General features: G+C 72.6%; 15 protein-coding genes. 13 read left to right on the forward strand and 2 right to left on the reverse strand.

Annotated elements, in window-relative coordinates; translation table 11 throughout:
- Positions 1-135 precede the first annotated feature (135 nt).
- The 5 genes from F4562_RS21905 (at position 136) to F4562_RS21925 (ending at position 5,093) form a co-directional block, all read left to right on the forward strand.
- Positions 136-1,221, forward strand: a complete 1,086-nt coding sequence (locus F4562_RS21905; RefSeq protein ID WP_184545913.1) for an acyl-CoA dehydrogenase family protein — start codon at positions 136-138, stop codon at positions 1,219-1,221.
- A complete protein-coding gene (locus F4562_RS21910; RefSeq protein ID WP_184545911.1) occupies positions 1,221-2,375 on the forward strand; it encodes an acyl-CoA dehydrogenase family protein in 1,155 nt (384 codons plus the stop codon). Before F4562_RS21905 ends, F4562_RS21910 begins: the two co-directional genes overlap by 1 nt.
- Positions 2,372-3,439 (forward strand): bifunctional MaoC family dehydratase N-terminal/OB-fold nucleic acid binding domain-containing protein, encoded by a 1,068-nt coding sequence (locus tag F4562_RS21915; protein ID WP_184545909.1) that lies wholly within the window; start codon positions 2,372-2,374, stop codon positions 3,437-3,439. The genes F4562_RS21910 and F4562_RS21915 overlap by 4 nt, the downstream gene beginning before the upstream one ends.
- On the forward strand, positions 3,439-3,849 hold the full coding sequence (locus F4562_RS21920) for a MaoC/PaaZ C-terminal domain-containing protein (RefSeq protein ID WP_184545907.1): 411 nt from the start codon (positions 3,439-3,441) through the stop codon (positions 3,847-3,849). Before F4562_RS21915 ends, F4562_RS21920 begins: the two co-directional genes overlap by 1 nt.
- A 71-nt stretch (positions 3,850-3,920) precedes the next feature.
- Entirely contained in the window at positions 3,921-5,093 is a 1,173-nt protein-coding gene (locus tag F4562_RS21925; RefSeq protein WP_184545905.1) for a lipid-transfer protein, read from the forward strand.
- A 52-nt stretch (positions 5,094-5,145) separates the two neighbouring features.
- Here the strand turns inward: F4562_RS21925 and F4562_RS21930 are convergent, their stop codons facing one another.
- Complete coding sequence (locus F4562_RS21930) at positions 5,146-7,284, reverse strand: RNA polymerase sigma factor (RefSeq protein WP_184545904.1); 2,139 nt, start codon at positions 7,282-7,284, stop codon at positions 5,146-5,148.
- Between the two features lie 297 nt (positions 7,285-7,581).
- Here F4562_RS21930 and F4562_RS21935 point away from each other — a divergent pair, with 297 nt between their 5' ends.
- From F4562_RS21935 to F4562_RS21960, 6 genes are all read left to right on the forward strand, one after another.
- Positions 7,582-8,685, forward strand: coding sequence for an ABC transporter ATP-binding protein (locus tag F4562_RS21935; RefSeq protein ID WP_184545902.1), 1,104 nt, complete (start codon positions 7,582-7,584; stop codon positions 8,683-8,685).
- Positions 8,678-9,340 (forward strand): ABC transporter permease, encoded by a 663-nt coding sequence (locus tag F4562_RS21940; protein ID WP_184545900.1) that lies wholly within the window; start codon positions 8,678-8,680, stop codon positions 9,338-9,340. Before F4562_RS21935 ends, F4562_RS21940 begins: the two co-directional genes overlap by 8 nt.
- Entirely contained in the window at positions 9,337-10,008 is a 672-nt protein-coding gene (locus F4562_RS21945; protein WP_184545898.1) for an ABC transporter permease, read from the forward strand. Before F4562_RS21940 ends, F4562_RS21945 begins: the two co-directional genes overlap by 4 nt.
- A gap of 36 nt (positions 10,009-10,044) precedes the next feature.
- Positions 10,045-10,965 carry an ABC transporter substrate-binding protein gene (locus tag F4562_RS21950; protein ID WP_184545896.1) on the forward strand — a complete coding sequence of 307 codons (921 nt, stop codon included), beginning with the start codon at positions 10,045-10,047 and terminating at the stop codon, positions 10,963-10,965.
- A gap of 256 nt (positions 10,966-11,221) precedes the next feature.
- Complete coding sequence (locus tag F4562_RS21955) at positions 11,222-11,635, forward strand: hypothetical protein (RefSeq protein ID WP_246473506.1); 414 nt, start codon at positions 11,222-11,224, stop codon at positions 11,633-11,635.
- Between the two features lie 192 nt (positions 11,636-11,827).
- Positions 11,828-12,298 (forward strand): flavin reductase family protein, encoded by a 471-nt coding sequence (locus F4562_RS21960; RefSeq protein ID WP_184545894.1) that lies wholly within the window; start codon positions 11,828-11,830, stop codon positions 12,296-12,298.
- A gap of 212 nt (positions 12,299-12,510) precedes the next feature.
- On the opposite strand, the gene F4562_RS21965 is transcribed toward F4562_RS21960, so the two are convergent.
- Positions 12,511-14,721 (reverse strand): ATP-binding protein, encoded by a 2,211-nt coding sequence (locus F4562_RS21965; protein WP_184545892.1) that lies wholly within the window; start codon positions 14,719-14,721, stop codon positions 12,511-12,513.
- A gap of 926 nt (positions 14,722-15,647) precedes the next feature.
- Between F4562_RS21965 and lanL the strand changes: the two genes are divergently transcribed.
- A complete protein-coding gene (gene lanL / locus F4562_RS21970) occupies positions 15,648-18,491 on the forward strand; it encodes a class IV lanthionine synthetase LanL (protein ID WP_184545890.1) in 2,844 nt (947 codons plus the stop codon).
- Positions 18,491-20,299 (forward strand): S9 family peptidase, encoded by a 1,809-nt coding sequence (locus F4562_RS21975; RefSeq protein ID WP_184545888.1) that lies wholly within the window; start codon positions 18,491-18,493, stop codon positions 20,297-20,299. Before lanL ends, F4562_RS21975 begins: the two co-directional genes overlap by 1 nt.
- Positions 20,300-20,450 lie beyond the last annotated feature (151 nt).

Here is a 20,450-nt window from a genome sequence, read left to right on the forward strand (position 1 = left end):
ACGTTCTACTTTTCGGATCGGCTGACGTGGGCGTCACGGCTTGCGGCCCCGGTTGCCGGCGACATCGCCCGCGTCCACGACGAGTTCATCCAGCACGGCTTCATCCGGCACGGCCGACGGCACCCTGGAGCGCCAGTGGACTTCGACCTCGACGAGACACAGACCGAACTGCGCGACCTCGCGGCGAACCTGCTCAGCCGTGAGGCGGCCCCGGCCAGGATCGACGCCCACGAGGCGAGCGGCGCCCCGTACGACGCCGGCCTGTGGGGCTCCCTCGCCCGCGCCGGGCTGCTCGGCGCCTGCCTTCCCGAGGAGGCGGGCGGCGCGGGGCTCGGGCCGGTGGAGACGGCCGTCATCCTGCGGGAGGCCGGTGCCCGGGTGGCACCGGTCCCCTTGGAGCAGAGCCTGGTCGCCGCGCAGGTGATCGCCCGCTACGGCTCTTCCGAGCAGCGCGAGGCGCTGGCCCCGCTCGCCGCGGGCGAGATCGTGCTGGCCGCCGCGCTGAACGAGCCCGGACGCGACCTCGGCGCCGTGCCCACGACCACCGCCCGTGCCCGCGGCGACGGTTGGACGCTGGACGGCGCCACCGGCACGGTCCCCTACGCCGCCCAGGCCGCGGCGGTGCTGGTCCCCGCCGCCACCGGCGACGGCGTCGGCCTGTTCCTGGTCGACCCCGCGGCGGCGGCCCCGCGGCCGGTGCCCGTCTCCACGGGAGAGCCCGCCGCGGCGCTCACCCTGCGCGACACCCCCGGACGGCCGGTCGGCGCACCCGATGGCCGGGCGGCGGACGGGCTGCGCCGGCTGGCGCTGGCCGGGATCGTCGCCGTCGCCTCCGGCGTGCTGGACGGGGCGCTGGCGCTCACCACGGAGTACATCCGGACCCGCAGGCAGTTCGGCCGCGCGCTGGCCGAGTTCCAGGCGGTGACCATGCAGATCGCCGACGTCTACATCGCCGCCCGCGCTCTCGACGTGGCCGTGTGGTCCGGGGTGTGGCGGCTGGCCCGCGGCGCCGACGAGGAGGCCGAGGCGGACCTGGCCGTCGCCGCCCTGACCGCCGCCGAACCGGCGCTCCGCGCGCTCTACACCTGCCAGCACCTGCACGGGGGAATCGGAGTGGACGTGACCTACCCGCTGCACCGCTACTTCGCCTGGGGCAGGCACCACGCCCACCTGCTGGGCGGTGCGGAGGCCCGGCTCGACGCGATCGGAGCGCTCGTCTGATGCTGATCGACCTGACCCCCGGGCAGAAGAGGCTCCGCGACGAACTGCGCGAGTACTTCCGGGCCTGCCTGACCGCCGACGACCGCCGGGAGATCGCCTCCGACCCGTTCGGCCGCACCTACATGGAGCACTGCCGCAGGCTCGGCCGTGACGGCAAGCTCGGCCTGGGCTGGCCGAAGGAGTACGGCGGCGGCGGGTACGGCCCGCTGGAGCAGCAGATCTTCGCCAACGAGATCGCCCGCGCCGAGGTGCCGTACCCGATCATCACGGTCCAGACCGTCGGCCCGACCCTCATGCAGTACGGCACCCCGCGGCAGAAGGACTTCTTCCTGCCGCGCATCCTGGCCGGGGAGTGCCACTTCGCGATCGGCTACACCGAACCGGAGGCCGGGACCGACCTGGCGTCCCTGCGCACCACCGCGGTCCGCGACGGGGACCACTACGTGGTCAACGGCCAGAAGACCTTCACCTCCGGCGCGCACCACGCCCAGTACATCTGGCTCGCCGCCCGCACCGACCCGGAGGCCGGGAAGCACCGCGGCATCACCATGATGATCGTCGACTGCTCCGACCCGGGCTTCTCGTGGACGCCGATCACCACGATGGACGGACGGCACCACACCAACTCCACCTACTACTCCGACGTGCGGGTGCCTGCGGACATGGTCGTGGGGGAGGAGAACAAGGGCTGGGACCTGATCGTCAACCAGCTCAACCATGAGCGTGTCACCCTCGGCCCGGCGGGCAACATCGCTCACACCTACGACCGGTTCCTGGCCTGGGCCCGCCGCACCGGCCGGGCCGACGAACCGGCCGTACGCCGGGCGCTCGGCCGGATCCACGCCTACCTCCGCACCAACGAGCTGCTGAACTGGCAGGTCGCGGCCAACATGGATCTCGGCTGGCTGGGAGCCCCCGACGCCTCGGCCACCAAGATCTACGGCTCCGAGCGGCTGCAGGAGGTCGGCCGGATCGTCGGGGAGGTCCTGGCCCGTTTCGGCGACCCGTCCGATCCGGAGACCGCGGACCTCATGGAGCGCGTCGACCGCGGCGCCAAGGGCGGCCTCGTCCTCACCTTCGGCGGTGGCGTCAACGAGGTCCAGCGTGAGCTGATCGCCATGCTCGGCCTCAACCTGCCGAGGCCGCCCCGATGACGGCGACGGCGGGCCGCGGCACCCCGCACGACCGGCTGACCGCGCTGGCCGACCGGCGGATCGCGGAGGGGGAGACCAGGGGACTGCCGGCGGCCGACCCGGTGAACCTGCCGATGATCCGGCACTGGGCCGACGCCATGGGGGACGCCAACCCGCTCCACACCGACCCGGAGGCCGCCGCGGCCGGGGTGCACGGGGAGATCACGGCGCCTCCCGCGATGATCCAGGTCTGGACGATGCCCGGCGTGCGGCGGGACGCCCCCAGGGCACCCACGCCGGTGGACGACGTGCTCGCGATGCTGGACGCGGACGGCTACACCGGCGTGGTCGCCACCGACTGCGAGCAGACCCACCACCGTTACCTGCGGCTCGGCGAGCGGCCGGTCCCGGCCACCCGGCTGTCCGCGCTGGCCGGGCCCAAGAAGACCGCCCTCGGCGAGGGCTACTTCGTCACCTGGAACGTCACCTGGTACTCCGATGACGAGGCGGTGGCCGAGATGCTCTTCCGGGTGCTGAAGTTCCGGCCTCCCGCCGGAGCCGGGAGGCGGACGGCGGCGCGTGAGCCGCATCCGATGGCCGCGGCCGGCACCGGAACCGGTGGGGAGGCGGCGGCCGGCACCGGAACCGGTGCCGATGGGAATGCGGCGGCCGGCCCGTACCCGCTGCGGCCCGCGGTCAACGCCGACACCGCCTTCTTCTGGGAAGGCGCCGCCGTCGGGGAGCTCCGCGTCCAGAGGTGCGCGGACTGCGGCCTGCTGCGGCATCCGCCGGGCCCGGTCTGCCCCTCGTGCCGTTCGGCCGCCCGCACGCACGTGACCGCGAGCGGCCGGGGCGAGGTGTACAGCTACGTCGTCCATCACAACCCGCCGGTCCCGGGGCTGCGGACGCCTTTCGTGGTCGCCGTGGTGGAACTGCCGGAAGGGGTGCGGATCGTGGGCAACGTGGTGGACTGTCCCCCCGCGGAGGTGAGGATCGGCATGGCGGTGCGGGTGACGTACCGGCGGATGGACGAGGAGTTGACCCTGCCGGTGTGGGTGCCGGTGCCGGCCCCCGGGGAGGCGTGATGCGGACGTTCACCGCGGACCAGGCCGGCGTCGGCACCGTCCTGCCGGAACTGGCCGTCGAGCTGACCCCCACCCTGATCATCTCCACCGCGCTGGCGACCATGGACTTCACCCCGGTGCACCATGACGTCGAGGGAGCCAGGGCACAGGGGGCGAAGGACATCTTCCTCAACATCCTGACCACGATGGGCCTCGTCGAACGCTACGTCACCGACTGGACCGGCCCGGAGGCGATCATCCGCGGTATCAAGGTCCGGCTCGGCGTCCCGGCGTACGCGGGTGACCGGCTGACCTTCACCGGGTCGGTGACCGCTCACGAGGGCGACGAGTTCACCGTCGGAGTCCGCGGCCGGGTCGGTCTCGGCGACCACGCCTCCGGCACCGTCAGGTTCTCCCTCCCCGCCCGCTGAGCCGCCCGCCGGCCCGCGCGCTGATCGGCCCGCCCGCGTCACCCCACCATCGTGAGAAAGGACTCACCAGCGTGGTCTCCTTTTCGGGTCGCACGGCCGTCGCCGGCATCGGCGCGACCGAGTTCTCCAAGCAGTCGGGGCGATCAGAGCTCCGGCTCGCCGCCGAGGCGGTGTTCGCGGCCCTCGACGACGCGGGCCTGGCTCCCTCGGACGTGGACGGGCTGGTCACCTACACCCAGGACGCCAACCAGGAGATCGCCGTCGCCCGTGAGGTGGGCATCGGCGACCTGTCGTTCTTCTCCCGCGTCCACTACGGCGGCGGCGCCGCGTGCGGCACGGTGCTGCACGCGGCGATGGCCGTCGCCACCGGGGTCGCCGAGACCGTGGTCTGCTACCGGGCGTTCAACGAACGCTCCGGGCACAGGTTCGGCCGGCCCGACGCCCGGATCGCGGGCGAACCCTCCTCGCAGGGCCTGGAGATGAGCTGGCACGTGCCGTACGGGCTGATGACCCCCGCAGCCTGGGTCGCCATGTTCGCCCGGCGCTACATGCACACCTACGGCGCCACCTCCGAGGACTTCGGCCGGGTGGCGGTCGCGATGCGCAGGCACGCGGCCGTCAACCCCGCCGCGTGGTTCCACGGACGCCCGATCACGCTCCGGGAGCACCAGGAGTCGAAGTGGATCGTGGAACCGCTGCACCTGCTCGACTGCTGCCAGGAGAGCGACGGCGCGGTGGCCCTGGTGGTCACCTCCGCCGAGCGGGCACGGGACCTGCGCAGGTCACCCGCTCTGGTCACCGCCGCGGCCCAGGGGTCGGGCGCCGGCCAGATGATGATGACCAGCTACTACCGGGACGACATGACCGGCCTGCCGGAGATGGGGGTGGTCGGCCGCCGGCTCTGGGAGCAGTCCGGCCTCGGCCCGGCGGACGTGCAGACCGCGATCCTGTACGACCACTTCACCCCGTTCGTCCTCACCCAGCTGGAGGAGCTGGGCTTCTGCGGGCGGGGGGAGGCCCGCGACTACGTGGCCGACGGCGGCATCGAGATCGACGGCCGCCTGCCGGTCAACCCGCACGGCGGCCAGCTCGGTGAGGCGTACATCCACGGTATGAACGGCATCGCCGAGGCCGTCCGGCAGGTGCGGGGCACCTCGGCCAACCAGGTCGCGGGGGTGCGCCACGTGCTGGTCACCGCCGGGACCGGCGTCCCCACCAGCGGGCTGATCTTGTCGGCCGGGTGATCCGGTGTTCCCGGCCGCGTCCGCCGGTCGGCGGACGCGGCGGGGCACGGGCTCACGGGGTGATGATCATGGGTACCGCGAAGAAGACGATCATGGCGATCGTCACCGCGATGAGGAAGCCGATCAACTCCCAGGCCCAGTCGTGGTGCCTGGCCTTCGCCCGGTGCTTGCGCCGTGCGCGGTGGCTCGCCCGCCTGGGGGACGCGGCCCGTCCACCGGAGGCGGCCGCCCGTCTGCCGGACGTCGCCCGCCCGCGTCCGCCGGCCCGGGCGGGGGCCGTGGGCGGGGCGGGGGGCGGGGTCGCGGGCGTCGACAGGGCGGCGGGGGAGACCTCCACCCCGGCCGGGGGCGGGGAGGTGGACTCGATCCCGGGGACGGGGGCCGGCCCGGCCTCGGTGCCGTCCCATGATCCGCTGTGTGGTGCGAGGTCGGGTGGGGTGGGGCTGTGTGGTGCGAGGCCGTGCGGGGTGGGGCTGTGCGACGGGGGCTCGTCGACCAGGTCGTCCCGCATGACCCACCGGGGCAGGCGCAGCGGGGAGCGGCCGGCCGCGGAGACGGGCGGGGACGGCTGGGCGGTGCCCGGCCGGGTGCCGTGGGCGGTGCCCGGAGCGGGGTCCTGAGCACCGGAAACGGACGAGTGGTCCCGCTGCTCCGCCGGACGGGAAGGGCTCACCGGGTCGGGTAGGCCCACCGGGCGGGGAAGGTTCAGCGACTCGGAAGGGCCCACCGGGCGGGGAAGGTTCAGCGACTCGGGAAGGCCCACCGGGCGGGGGAGGTCCAGCGGGGCCCGATCCTGCTTCCGCTCGCGCTCGGATTCGCGCTCACGCTCGGCGAGGGCGTCCAGTTGGTCGGTCTGCAGTGGCCAGCCGGGCAGGGGGAGCGCGGAGGGCGGAGCGTCGAGCGCGGTCGCGGGAGACGGCGCGGCAGCCTCATCACGCGGCGGGGCGATCTCATCACGCGGCGGGGCGGTCTCGCCGTCCGGCGGAGCGGAGCCGTCGCGCGACGAAGCGGCCTCACCGGGTGGCGAAGCGGCCTCACCGGGTGGCGAAGCGGCCCTGTCGGGTGGCGAAGCGGCCTCGCCGGGTGGCGAAGCGACCTTGTCGCGTGGGGCCGCGGCGACCAGCCTGTCGGTGTGGGGGCGGATGGCCCGCGTCCGCGGGGAGGGCGGGTGGAGCAGGTCGTCGTGCGGCGCGAAGTCGTCGAGCACGTCCCCGGGGACCGGAGCGGACATCGGCCTCTCCCCGCGCGGCCGGGGACGCTGGGGCCTGCGACGGCGTGGCCGGACAGCCGCCTCGTCGAGGGCGTCGAGCATCGGGCCGCGGAGCTTGGGCATCGGCTCGGTGCTGGCCTCGTGGGCGGAGACCTCGTCCGGGTTCGGCGGCGCGAAGGGGTCGGGGAAGCGGTCCTCCGTCGCGGGCTCCGGGAACGCGGCCGTTTCCGGGAACGCGGCCGGACTCTCTGACGCGGCGCCGCCGGCACCCGGCGCCGGCGACGCGGTCGCGTCCCGCGGTGCGGTGCCGCCGGTGTCGGGGACCGGCCACGCGGGGGTCGTCGGCCACAGCTGCTTGACCCGCGGCGAGGGGGAGCGCCGGGCGGTGATGACCGGTGCCGCCTGGGGCCCCAGCACGACGGCGCGCAGGCCCGCGGGCGGGGTGGCCCAGGGGGCGAGGTTGAGCACGTCGCGGACCGGCGCGACGGTCAGGGCGCCGAACACCTCTCTCAGCGGGTCGGGGATCCGCGTCGCCGCCAGGGCGGTGGTCAGCGACCGGGCGAAGCCCCGGCAGGCGCTCACCGTGAGCTCGTCGGCGGTGTCGGCGGCCACGTCGAGCACCCAGGACAGCTCGGCCGTGTCCAGTTCGCGCACGCCCGACAGGTAGAGCACCTCGCGCTGGTGCGGACGCATCTCGCGCAGGACACGGTCGACGAAGGCGACCGCCGGGTCCAGGTCCGTCCGGGGAGGGCAGTAGACGATGTCGCGCAGGTAGATCTCGCGGCGGGCGAGCGCGTACAGCGCTGCGCGCGGCGGCTCGACGGCCTGGACGCCGGAGAAGACGGCCGCCAGCACCTCCGCGGCGGAGCCGGCGTCACCCAGCTGGTCGTGGCAGTAGGCGAACAGTCCTGCGGCGTGACGGTCGTAGAGCTCGGCGATCAGTTCGCCGCGCGAGCGCTGACCGAGGAGCTGTTGGGTCACGGGACCGGCTTCCTCTGGTGGTTCGGCGATCGGTGGTGAGCGGTGCGGCTGTGACGTCGGTGACGCACGGTGCCGGAGGGATCAACTCCAGCGATGTGGGTAATCATGTCAAGCCGGGGCATCTCCCGCACTACTGAATGCCCATTTGGCGAGAAATACACATGTTGATCTAGCTCATCGATCTTCCAGGGAAAAGCCAGGAAGACAGATCGGATAAGTGGGACATAGGCTGACTCGTGCGGGATCATGGGGCGGCTGGGCAGGGAGCCGTGGCCCTGCGAAAACAAGAGGTTGCGCATGATCACATTCAATGGTGTCACCAAGCGCTACGCCGACGGGACCGTCGCCGTGGACGGTCTGAGCCTCGACGTGCACACCGGGGGGATAACGGTCTTCGTCGGCCCGTCCGGATGCGGCAAGACGACGTCCCTCCGGATGATCAACCGGATGATCGACCCGACCGAGGGCCAGATCCTCCTGGACGGCGTCGACGTCACGACGATCGACCCGCCGACGCTGCGCCGGGGCATCGGCTACGTCATCCAGCAGGCAGGGCTCTTCCCGCACCGCAAGATCGTCGACAACGTGGCGACGGTGCCCCAGCTGCTGGGCTGGAGCAGGAAACGGGCACGTGACCGGGCCATGGAGTTGCTCGAACGCGTCGGCCTCGACCTGAAGCTGGCCGACCGCTATCCCTTCCAGCTCTCCGGCGGCCAGCAGCAGCGCGTCGGCGTGGCCCGCGCGCTGGCGGCCGACCCGCCGGTGCTGCTGATGGACGAGCCGTTCAGCGCCGTCGACCCGATCGTGCGCACGAGCCTTCAGGAGGAGCTGCTGCGGCTCCAGTCCGAGCTGCGCAAGACCATCGTGTTCGTCACCCACGACATCGACGAGGCCGTCAAGCTCGGCGACCGGGTGGCGGTCCTGCGCGTCGGCGGCCGGCTGGCCCAGCTCGACGACCCGGCGACGCTGCTGGCCCGCCCCGCCGACGACTTCGTCCGCGAGTTCCTCGGCCGTGACCGCGGCATCCGGCGGCTGTCGTTCATCTCCGCCGAGGGGATCGCGCTCCGCGCCGACCTGCTCGTCCCCGCCACCGCCGACGTGTCGGCCGTGCGCGACGCCGGCGAGCCCTGGCTGGCCGTGGTGGACGGCGACGGGCGCCCGCTGGGCTGGGCCGCCGCCAAGGACCTGCCCGACTCCGGCACCGTGGCCGACGCGGACCTCGTCCCGTCCGGGACGTTCGTCGCCGGACGCGACTCGATGCGCGCCGCGCTGGACGCGACGCTGCTGTCCCCGGCGGGCAACGCCGTCGCCGTGGACGAGTCGGGCCGGGCCGTGGGCGTCGTCACCCGCGAGGCGCTCGACGAGGCGCTGGCCGGGACGGCGGGAGGCGCCCGTGGATGAGGAGCCGCTGGTCCGCTGGGACTGGATCGGCCGTAACTGGCCCAGGATCCAGCCCCTGCTGGAGGACCACATCGTGATGGCGCTGGTGCCGGTCGTCATCGGGCTGCTCGTCGCGCTCCCGCTCGGGCTGGCCGGTGTCCGCTGGCGACGGCTCTACCAGCCGACCGTCGGCGTGATGAACGTGATCTACTCGCTTCCCTCGCTGGCCGTCTTCATCGTGCTCATCCCGATCACCGGCCTGGCGACCCGTACCACCGTCATGATCCCGCTCACCTTCTACGCCCTGGCGGTGCTGATCCCGGCGGTCGTCGACGGGCTGACCTCGGTTCCCGACCACGTGCGCCAGTCGGCGGTGGCCATGGGCTTCACCCCGCTGCGGCGACTGCTCCGGGTCGACCTGCCGATCGCCGTGCCCGTCGTGCTGGCCGGGCTCAGGGTGGCCACGGTCTCCAGCATCAGCCTGGTCAGCGTGGGTGCGCTGGTCGGCAGAGGCGGACTCGGCTACCTGTTCATCGACGGCTGGCAGCGGCAGTTCTACACCCCGATCGTCGTCGGCATCGTGCTGGTCGTGGTTCTCGCGGGCCTCGCCGACCTGATGCTGGTGCTGGCACAGCGCCTGCTCACCCCCTGGGCACGGGCGAGGGGGTCCGCGTGAACTGGCTGATCGACTTCTTCGGGGACCCGGCCAACTGGTCCGGCCCGGAGGGCATCCCCGTCCGGCTCCTGGAGCACCTGGAGTTCGCCGGGCTCTCACTGCTGCTGGCCATGCTGATCGCGATCCCGCTGGGGCTGTGGATCGGCCACACCGGGAGGGGTGCCCTGCTCGTGGTGCTCAGCGCCAACGCGGCCCGTGCCCTGCCGACGCTGGGCCTGCTGGTGCTCATCGTGCTGTTCATGGGCGTCGGCACCATCGTCCCGGTGCTGATCCCGCTGGTGGCGCTGGCCGTGCCGCCCATCCTGGTCAACACCTACGAGGGCATCCGCGGGGTGGACCCGGACCTGCGCGACGCCGCGTACGGCATGGGACTGCGGGGCGGGCAGGTGCTCGGCCGGGTGCTGGTGCCGGTGGCGCTGCCGCTCATCCTGCTCGGCCTGCGCCTGGCCGCGATCCAGGTGGTGGCGACCGCGACCGTGGCCGCGTACGTGGGCCTGGGCGGCCTGGGCCGTTACATCATCGACGGCCTGGCGACCAAGAACTACCCGAGCACGATCGGCGGGGCCGTCCTCGTGGCGCTGCTGGCCCTGCTCGTCCAGTTCGCGTTCGTCCTGGCGCAACGTGTCACGGTCTCACCGGGGGTGAGCGGGCGGCAGGACATCCGCTAATCTCCTAAACCCCCCGCTTTAGAAGGGAAATATACGATGAAGCGCCTGCTCAGCACCGCGGCGGTGATCCTCTCTGCCGTGTTCACCCTCACCGCGTGCGGCGGTGGTGACCCGCTCACCAGCGCCTCCGCGAGCCCGGCGGGCTCGGGCCCCGCGTCCGCGCCGGCGGGGGGGAAGGTCATCGTCGGATCGGCCAACTTCCCGGAGAACGTTCTGCTGGCCGAGATCTACGCCCAGGCTCTGGAGGCCAAGGGCGTGCAGGTCGAGCGGAAGCTCAACATCGGCAGCCGCGAGGTCCTCTACGACCAGATCAAGAGCGGCGGCCTGACCGTTCTGCCGGAGTACGTCGGCTCGCTGCTCGCCTTCGTCGACAACACGAGCACCCAGAAGAAGAAGGACGAGGTCGTCGCCGCGCTGAAGGAGAAGCTCCCGGCCGAGCTGGAGATCCTGCAGCCCGCCGCGGCCGAGGACAACAACTCGCTGACCGTCTCCAAGGAGACCGCCGCCAAGGACGGCCTCACCACGATCGAGGACCTCGTCAAGGTCGCCAAGAACTACACCGTGGGCGGCCCGCCGGAGTTCAAGAGCCGTCAGGAGAAGAACTTCAAGGACACCTACGGCCTGGAGTTCAAGGAGTGGAAGAAGACCGGTGACGCCACCGCCGACGCCATCAAGAACGGCACCGTCCAGGTCGGCAACGTCTTCACCACCGATCCGAAGATCATCATCAACGGCCTGGTCTCCCTCCAGGACACCAAGAGCGCCTTCGCCGCGGAGAACATCACGCCCCTGGTCAACAAGGCGGGGGTGAACGACACCGTGCGGACCACGCTCGACGCCGTGTCCGCCAAGCTCGACACCGCCGGGCTCGTCGCCCTCATGAAGCGCATCGCGGTCGACAAGGACGACGCCGCCGCGGTCGCCAAGGACTGGCTGAGCCAGAACGGCCTCGGCTAGCCGTCCCGGTTCCCGGCCGCACACGCCTCCCGTTGGCTCCCGGGCAGCCGTCCCGGGTCCGTGCGTGTGACGTGCGGGGTCTGTGCGCGTGACGTCCGCGTGATGTGCGGGGTTCGTGCGGGATCCGTGCGCGTGGCGTGCGGGGCCCGTCCGGGCCGTCGGTCCGGACGGGCGACCTCGCCCGGCTACGCACCCGATACGGGATGTTTCCCCAGATGAGACCGGTTCCCCGCTACGGTGAACCCCGGGGGTCATCATGAGGGCATTCATCGGGGCGGCGGTGCTGTTCATGGCCGCGGGGTGCGGCGCCACGGCCGAGGAGGCGACGGAACGGGCACCGGCCACCACGGCCGCGGAGAGCCGGGGCCACCTGAGCCCGACTCCCGCGCCGGCGGCCCGTATCCAGGTGAGCCCGGACCAGCACCGGATCCTGTCCGCCCAGTGTGAGTACGCCGACACCGAGGAACTGCGCGGGGAGTGCCGGTCGGCGGTCGAACGCGGGTACCGGGTGGGGGAGGAGAACCCCGCACTGGACTGCCGGAGGTACTCCGGGGTCAGCGTGTGCGGACCGCTCCCCCTCAGCGAGCGGGAGCGGCGGTGTGTCACGGACGCGGTGGCGGGCGGGACGACCCCGCGACGGGCCGAGGTGGAGTGCTACGTGAACTTCTGAGCCGGTGAAGCCCGTCCATCCCGCCGGGTGCCGCATGGGCTTCCGGTACGCGGGTGCCCTCCCGGCCGTTGCGTGTCACCTGGGCCTCCGGTACGCGGGGGCCTTCGGTTCGTCGGGTGCCGCCTGGGTTTCCGGTACGCGGGTGCCCTCCCGGCCCGATCCGTCGGTCCGTTCTTCGGAATGATGGGCCGCATGAGCGAGTTCATCGAGGCCATGGCCCAGGTGCCGACCGGTGTCACGGTCGTGACCGTCAAGGATGACCGTGACGACGTGGGTACCACGGTCGCCACCTTCGGCTCCGTCTCGCTGGACCCGCCGCTGGTGATGGTGAGCATGGACAACGCCGGCTACCTCAACGAACTGCTGCTCCGCCGTGACCGGTGGGCGGCCAGTGTGCTGTCGGCCGGGCAGAAGGCGATCGCCAGCCGCTTCGCCACTCCCGGCCGTCCCGGCGCCAGGTTGCTGCTCGCGGGCACGCCGCACCACCGTGGCGCGCACAGCGAGGCGCTCGTCGTGGACGGCGGCGTCACCGCCGTGGAGGCCGAGACCGTCAAGGTCGTCCCGGCCGGTGACCACACGCTCTTCGTCGCCCGGGTCCTCGGGGTCGACTACGTCGACTCCTCCGCCCAGCCTCTGACCCGCTACCGCGGTCGTTACCGCTGACCCGGTACCGCGGTCGTTACCGCGGCGGTTACCGCTGACCCGCTTACCGCTGACCCGCTTACCGCTGACCTGCGCCTGCACCCCGGAGACCGCTCCGAACCGGCTCCGGCTCGCGCGGCGGGGGAACCGTCGTGCGCGGGCCGCGTGCCATGTTCCGGGGGAGCGTCGCGCGGGCCGGGTGCCGGGGCGCCGCCGCGTGCCCACCGCGCCGGCTACTCGTACACCATCGGACTCGCCTCCAGCGCGTGGTGGGCGACGACGGTGACGTCGACGCCCGGCCGGGAGGCGAGCGCGGCCATCACCCGCCGGTGGACCATCGCCTTGCGCAGCGGCGGCATGTCGCGGAGGAGAGTCTCCCTGATCATGTCGTGTGCGAAGGACATCCGGTCACCGCGCGGGACCACCAGCCCGGCTCGGGCGGCCCGGTCCAGCAGGTCGTACGTCTCCACCCCGCTTATCTCGGCGACGAGGCCGGGATCGAAGTCCCGGCCGACCACCGCGGCCGTGACCAGCGTCTGCCCGGCTCCCGGCCCGAGGTCGGTCAGACACTGGCGGATCAGATCGGCCACCGCGTCGGGCACCGTGCCCGCGTCCCGTCCCTGTGCGAGCAGCCGGGCGCTCTCCCGGACGAAGAACGGGTTGCCCCCGGTGCGCTCGGCCAGCCACCGGATCGTGCACTCGTCCGCCTCCACCCCCGCGTCCGCCACGATGGCCCGGACAGCGGGCAGGCAGACCCCGGTGAGGCGCAGCCGGAGCAGGTTGTAACGGGCGAGCCGGCCCAGCAACTTCTCCGCCGCGCAGCCGGACACGCATCCCTCCGTGACGGCGATGTCGCGGAACGCGACGACCAGTGTGAGAGGGACGCTCCGGGCCAGGCCGTCGGTGAGCATGACCATGTCCCCGAGCAGTTCGAGCGAGGCCGGGTCCGCCCAGTGCAGGTCGTCCAGGATGATCGTCAGGGGCCGGTCTCGCGCCGCCGTGGCGAGCCAGCGTGAGACGGCCCAGCTCCGGCCGAGCCGGGCCGCCCCGGTGGCGGACGCGGTGCTCCCGTCGGGGCCGTCGGGCGTCTCGATGTCGGAGAGGCCGGCCAGAACCAGTCCGTCCGGGGGCGGGCAGGTCGATCTGAGCGTGCGCAGCGCCTGGAGCCACGGCCACAGCGGCGGTGTCCTGTCGCTGTCGTGGCAGCGTCCCCACAGCACCAGGTGGCCGAGACCGGCGCAGTGCTCGCCGAACGTCTCCAGCAGCAGGGTCTTGCCGATGCCCGCCTCACCGCTCACGGCGGCCACGGCCGTGCCGTTCCCGGCCGCCCGCGCCGGAAGCGTCGCCAGTTCCGCGAGCTGCTGTTCCCGGCCGTACAGGGGCCGCCGCGGCGGACGCGGGCTCGCGGCCGGGGCCTTTCCGGTGCCGGCCGCGATGCGGGCCGCGGCGGACGGGAAGCCGGTCGTGACACCGGGTACGGCACCGGTCCCGTGCGTGGCGCCGCTCACGGGTGCAGCGCCGCTCCCGGGTACGGCACCGGTTCTGGTCGCGGCGCCGCTCACGGGTGCAGCGCCGGTGCCGACACCGGCGTCGGAGGTACCTCCTGCGGGGTTGCGCACCGGGTTGTCCAGGAGGTCGCGCACCGGTTCGGTGGCGGAAAGCCTCACCGGGTCGGCCGCGGCCTCCGTCTGGGGGACGACGGTCGGCGAGTCGACGCCGCGGACGATGTCGTCCTCCAACCTCTTCAGCGCGGCGCCGGGAGGCAGGCCGGACCGGCCGGTGAGTCGGCTCTCCGCCCGGCGGAGCACCTCCAGAGCGTCGGCCTTCCGCCCGGCCCGATGCAACGCCAGGGCCAGCAGATACCACAACCCCTCACGCCGAGGGTGCGCGATCACCTCGGCCTCCAGGTCGGCGACGGCGGTCAGCGGCCGGCCCAGCTCCAGCAACGCCCGAGCGCGCCGTTCGATCGCCGTCAGACGCAGCTCGTGCAGACGGCCGACCTCCGCCGCCGCCCACGGCTCGTCGGCGAACTCGCTGTAGGGCTGCCCGCGCCACAGCCCCAGTGCCTCGTCCAGGCAGGGGAGTGTGCCGTCGGGCGACCGGAACGCGGAACGGGTGACCAGTTCGGTGAAGCGCGCGACGTCCACGTCCGCCGCGGCGAGCAGGTAGCCGGGCGGCCGGGCGATGATCACTCGGGACGGTGCTCGCGGCGCGCGGCCGGGCTCGACGGCCCGGCGCAGATGAGAGATGTACGACTGCAGCGTGGCCAGCGCGCTGGCCGGGGGCGTACTCCCGTAGACGTCGTCGATCAGCACGTCCACCGGGACGACCGTCCCGCGCGACAGGATCAGCCTGGCCAGTACCGCTCGCTGGCGCGGACCACCGAGATCGACGGGAATGCCGTCGTCGTCGGCCTCCACCGGGCCGAGAACCCGGAACTGCACTTCGTCCCCCTGACTCGGCACGGTGGGGGGACCACCGCGGCGGGGCAGGGTGCCGCGTGTGATCGCCCGGGGACGGTCCCGGAGGACCGCCCATTTCGCGACACCGTGTCCGTCACGGAAAACGTAGATCAGGTTCGCTCGGGGATCGTCCGTCGCCAGGGCGATTCTTCCTCCCTCTGCCAGGGGACATGATCAGGGTCCCCTCCCGAGCGCCGCTCCTCGGACCGCCATCGCCGACGGGGCCGCCCCGGGGGAGACACCGCCGCCGTCGGGGAGATCGCTTCCACGCTTCGCCGGCTTCAAACCGTCGCAAGTGATTCTCAAGTCGTTCAACCGTCCGTCACCATCATGATCATCTCCGTCCGGCGGCCGGTGCCGTGGAACGCGACCCCGAACCGGCGGAGATCAGCAGTTCGGCGGCCGGTTGAGGGGATGTCTCGGTGCCGATCGCCGGCGGGTGGAGGGTGGCCGGACCGGAGTCACAAGTGGGCACTCTGCGGGCTCAAGGAGCCAAGAGCGTTCTTCAAGCGGCCTCCGTAGCATTTTCGAGTGTCAGGGGCGGGAAAGAGCCGCTGAATGTGATGGACCATATGAACGGCGAGACGTTCATCGGACCCGCGGTAATCTCTCGGGTTCTTACGCCTCCGCACGTGTTTCCGGTGATCCGGTGAGTGTCATCGGAAAAAGGATTACGTGGCCCATCGGCGGTGTGAAAGGGGCTGGGGGAAGGAATCGCGGCACCGTGGGTTTCGGCGCCGGTGTGTCATTCGAGGCATGTGGTTATGGCAGTATGCGCTGGTCCGTGAGGGCCGGTGTCGGCGGTGGATGACACGAGGGCTGATTCTTCAGGGGCGGAAGTCAGTCGGTCGGCGCCATGTCGCTCTGATATGCAAGGTCGCCGGGAACGGCGTCGGGGGGAAAGGGAAATGGGAAAGACCACGGGCGGAGAAACGCGTTCCGGTGCGGCGGACAACCTGCTGGAGGACGTCGTCAGGGCGATTCTGGAGCGCGAGGCGAAGCAGGCCGCCGGTGTGGCGGATTTCGGCGAGGGCGATTCCGGTGCGGTGGGTTCCGGTTCCGGTGAGGTTTCCTCCCAAGTGGATGCCGGTGCGAGCTGGCAGATTCGTCCCAGTGTTCCGTGGACGTACGTGACGCCGGTGGATGCGGCCGCCCGTGACCAGGGATGGAAACTGCACCTTTCGGCGACGCCGCTGTCGGCCCCGGTGGTGCTGGCACGGGCGGCCGAGGTGCTGGCCCGGCACCGGTGTCCGTTCAAGTTCGCCGCCACCCTGGAAGAACTCAGCAAGCTGGTCTCCCGTGAGCAGGACCGGGGCTCGGTGGGCAAGTTCATCACCGTCTACCCGCCCGACGACGAGACCGCGGTGGCGCTGGCCGAGGAGCTGCATCAGGCCACCTACGGGCTGTCCGGCCCGCCGATCCTGTCCGACCGCGTCTACAAGCCCGGCAGCCTGGTGCACTACCGGTTCGGGGTGTTCTCCGCCCCCAGCGAACTGGACAACGACGGCTCCTACGCCTCGCGGCTGACCGCGCCGGACGGCACCCGGGTGGTCGACGAGCGCAACGCCTGGTACTCCCCGCCGGCCTGGGCACCCTGCCCGTTCGAGTCGGGGCAGGCCCCGGCGCGCACGGTCGCGCCGCAGGCGGTGCTGTTGGCCGACCGGTTCGTGGTGCGCCGGGCGATCCGGCACGGCGCCAAGGGCGGGGTGTTCCTGGCCGAGGACCGCACGACCGGCACCGAGGTGATCGTCAAGCGGGCACGGCCGCATCTGGGTGCTTCCTTCGACGGGCGGGACGAGCAGGATCTGCTGCGTCATGAGGCGCGGATGCTGGAGCTGTTCGGGCCGCTGGGGGTGACCGCGGCCAAGGTGGCGCTGTTCGAGGCCGACGACAACCTGTTTCTGGCGCAGGAACACGTTCCGGGGATGGTGCTGAGCGGGTGGGTCGGTGAGCGACGCTTCTCGGTCACGGGTGAGGAGTGGCGTGACCTGGTGCTGCGCGTGGCGCGGCGGTTGGTCGCGCTGGTTGCCTCGGTGCACGCGCAGGGGTATGTGCTGCGGGATCTGACGCCGAACAACGTCATGGTCACCGATGACGGCGACTGCCGGTTGATCGACCTGGAGATGGCCGCGGTGCCCGGTGCGCTGGTCCGCCGGGCTTTCACCCTGGGTTACGCCCCGCCGGAGCAGGTTCATGCCGCCATGCACGCGCCCGCGCCGGCGGTGACCGCTGACCTGTACGCGTTGGGAGGGACGTTGTTCTTCCTGGCCACGGGGTGTCAGCCGGCGCTGGCCGCCGACCGGCCGGTCGGAGCACGCTCCCGGAATTCCCGGCTGGAAACGCTTGTGAACGTCGCGGCTGCTGGAGACGTTGTCTCCAGCGCACTGATCCCGGCCATTCTGGGCCTAATGCAGGAGGATCCCACGCGGCGCTGGGACCTGGGCCAGGTAGAGCTTTTCCTGGACCGGATGGTCGTCGGTTTTCCTTCTGTCGTCGCGGACGGTTGGCTGCCGGGGGTGGGCGAGCAGGACCGCCTGCTGCACGACGGGCTGACCCACGTGTTGCGGACGATGTCACCGGCCGAGGTCGCCGACCCCGCACCGCAGGGCGCCCTCTGGCCGACCTCGGGGTTCGGCGCGACTGCGGATCCGTGCGCGGTGCAGTACGGCGCGGCCGGGGTGCTCACCCTGCTCGCCTCAGTGGTGGAGGCGTCGAATGAGACGTCCGGCATGCCGGATCTGCGTGCTGACCTGGTGGCGGGGTTGCGGGACGCGGCGGACTGGACGGTGCGGCGGATGGCCGGTGAGCACCGGCCCTCGCCGGGGCTGTACTTCGGCCGGGCCGGCATCGCCTGGGCCCTGCACGAGGCAGGCCGCGCACTCGACGACCCGGCGCTGCGCACCGCGGGAACCGATCTGGCGCTGGGCCTGCCCATCTCCTGGCCCAACCCGGACGTGTGCCACGGCCTGGCCGGCACCGGGCTGGCGCTGCTGCACTTCTGGCACGCCACCGGCGAGGCCCGCTTCCGCGATCGGGCCGGTGACTGCGCCGACGCCCTGCTCAAGGCCGCCCAGCACACCTCCGACGGGGTGCTGTGGCCGATCCCGAAGGACTTCGACTCCGCGCTGGCCGGCGTGACGCACTACGGCTTCGCCCACGGTGTCGCCGGGATCGGCGCCTTCCTGCTGGCCGCGGGCACCGCGCTGGGCCGCGACGACTGCCTGGAGACCGCGCTGGCCGCCGGCGACACCCTGCTGGCCGCCGCCGAGTACCGGGGCGAGGCCGCGTTCTGGTCGGACGGGCCGTCGAGCAAGGGCGGGCTGACGCACTGGTGCAGCGGCTCGTCCGGGGTGGGCACGTTCCTGGTCCGGCTGTATGCGGCCACCGGGGATTCCCGGTTCCGGGAGGCGGCCGAGGCTGCCGCGGCGGCGGTGTACACCCGAAGGCTGAGCGCGGGCACCGCGGCCTGCCACGGCCTGGCCGGGGACGGGCAGTTCCTGTTGGATGCGGCCGACCTGCTGGGCGAACCGGTCTACCACGAGTGGGCCGCCGACCTGGCGGCGCTGCTGTGGGCGCGGGCCGCGCTGCGCGACGGGCTGCTGGTGGTGCCCGACGAGAACGGTACCGAGGTGAGCGTCGGCTGGAACACCGGCCTGGCCGGGGTGCTGGACTTCCTGCACCGGCTGCGCCACGGCGGGCCACGCCCCTGGACGGCCGACGACATCGCTCTTCGCCCCGCGGGGGCGGTGTGATGACCGCCGGCACGATGAGCCCGGTCCACGCCACGGCCGGGGAGGAGCGCCTTCCGTACATCCGGCGGGTCAACGTCCGCTTCTCCGGCCGCGGCCGGTACGCGGCCTGCCTGGCCGGCGACGGCCACCGCCTCACCCCGGAGGTGTGGGACCTCACCGGTGACCGGCCGCGGCCCCGGACGCTGCGCACCCGCGCCGGGGAGACCTTGCAGACCCTGCCGGTGCCCACCGATGACGGCCACCTCCTGCTGTGCCGCTCCGGTGCCGACGGCGTGCACCGGCTCGTGCTGGTCGTCCCGGCCGCGAACCGCGACGAGACATCCGAAGAATACGAACTGCCCGCCTTCGACGAGGTCGGCGTCAGGCTGACGCCCGGACCGGCCGAAGGAACGGCCGCCCTGGCCTTCGTGGAGAGAGCCGACGGGAACACGACGGTGTGGCGCCTGTCCGGGCGGGTCGAACCGCCCGAGCAGGTCGTCGAGCTGCCGGGGTTCGTCTCCGGCGGCGCCTGGCTCGACGACACCGGTGAGCGCCTCGTCCTGTCACCCAGGAATGCGGAACTCGGCACCCTGGTCTTGAACCTGACGAGCGGTGCCGTCACCCCGCTGGCCGGGCCGGCCGGTGACGAGCACTTCCTGCTGGCCGCGTCCGCCGGGACGCTGCTGTTGGCCGCGCACCGCGACGGCGCCTACCGGCTCGGTGTGCGCCACCGTGACGATGCCGGGGCGTCCACCGTCTTCCCCGACCGGTTGAACACGATCGAGGGCACGGTGACCCCGCTGGCGCTGGACCCGGCCGGAGAACGCTTGGCGCTGGCCGTCACCCACGGCGCTCGCTCCCACCTGCTCGTCCACGACCTGGCCGACGACACCATCGCTGAGGTCGACTTCCCGACCGGGATGCTGCATCCGGCAGCGCGCTGGACCGCCACCGGCCTGCACCTGGTCCACACGACGCCGGAGCATCCGCCGGGACTGGTGACGGTGGCGAACTCGGTCTTCTCCGTGCCCGAGTGGAGCCGGGCGCGGTGGGAGTCGGCCCGCATCCGGGACTACGAGGGGCCGGGCGGGAGTATCGAAGCCGTCGTGTACGGCGACCCCGTGACCAGCCCACAGGTGGTGCTGGCGTTGCACGGTGGTCCAGAGGCCGCCTGGCAGTTCGGGTTCGACCCGCTGTTCCAGCGTCTGGCCGCGGCCGGCATCGCGGTGGTGGCGCCCAACCAGCGCGGCAGCACCGGCTACGGCGCCGCCCACCGCGACGCGATCCGCGGCGCCTGGGGCGGCCCGGACCTGGCCGACGTCCTGCATCTGGGCCGCACCCTGGCCGCGACGCGCGGGCCGGACCGGGAGTGTCCAGCCCTGTACGGGATCAGCTACGGGGCCCACCTGGCGCTGCTGGCCGCCGCGGCCCAGCCCGATCTGTGGTCCCGCGCCGCGGTGGTCGCCCCGTTCCTGTCCGGGCCGGCGTTGTACGCCGACGGGCCGCAGTCGGTGCGCAACCTGATCGACCGGCTCGGCGGACGGGAGGAGGTCGGCGACGACCTCGGCCCCCGCGACCTGCTGGCCCTGGCCCCCCGGATGCGGCTGCCGCTGCTGATCGTCCACGGCGAACGGGACCTGATCATCCCGGTCACCCACTCCCGCCGCCTGCACGACCGGCTGCGCGAGAGCGGGCACCGCGACAGCACCGGCCTGACCTATCTGGAGGTACCCGGCGGCGGCCACGACCCTCTGGCCGACACTGGAGGGCATCTCCTCCTCGACTGTGTCACGGACTTCCTGCACACCGGATCACCACCCGGTCTCTGACCCGGCCCGGTTCCGACCCGCGCTCAGCGAAGGCGCGGGGCCTACAAGCCCGGCCGGCATCACATGGCATCGCGCTGACACGGAGAGCGACGCCGGAGGCCGGCCGTTCATGGCGGGGCCGCCCACAAGGGGGCGGGTCACCCCGTCGATC

The organism is Streptosporangium becharense (assembly GCF_014204985.1).
Taxonomy (GTDB): domain Bacteria; phylum Actinomycetota; class Actinomycetes; order Streptosporangiales; family Streptosporangiaceae; genus Streptosporangium; species Streptosporangium becharense.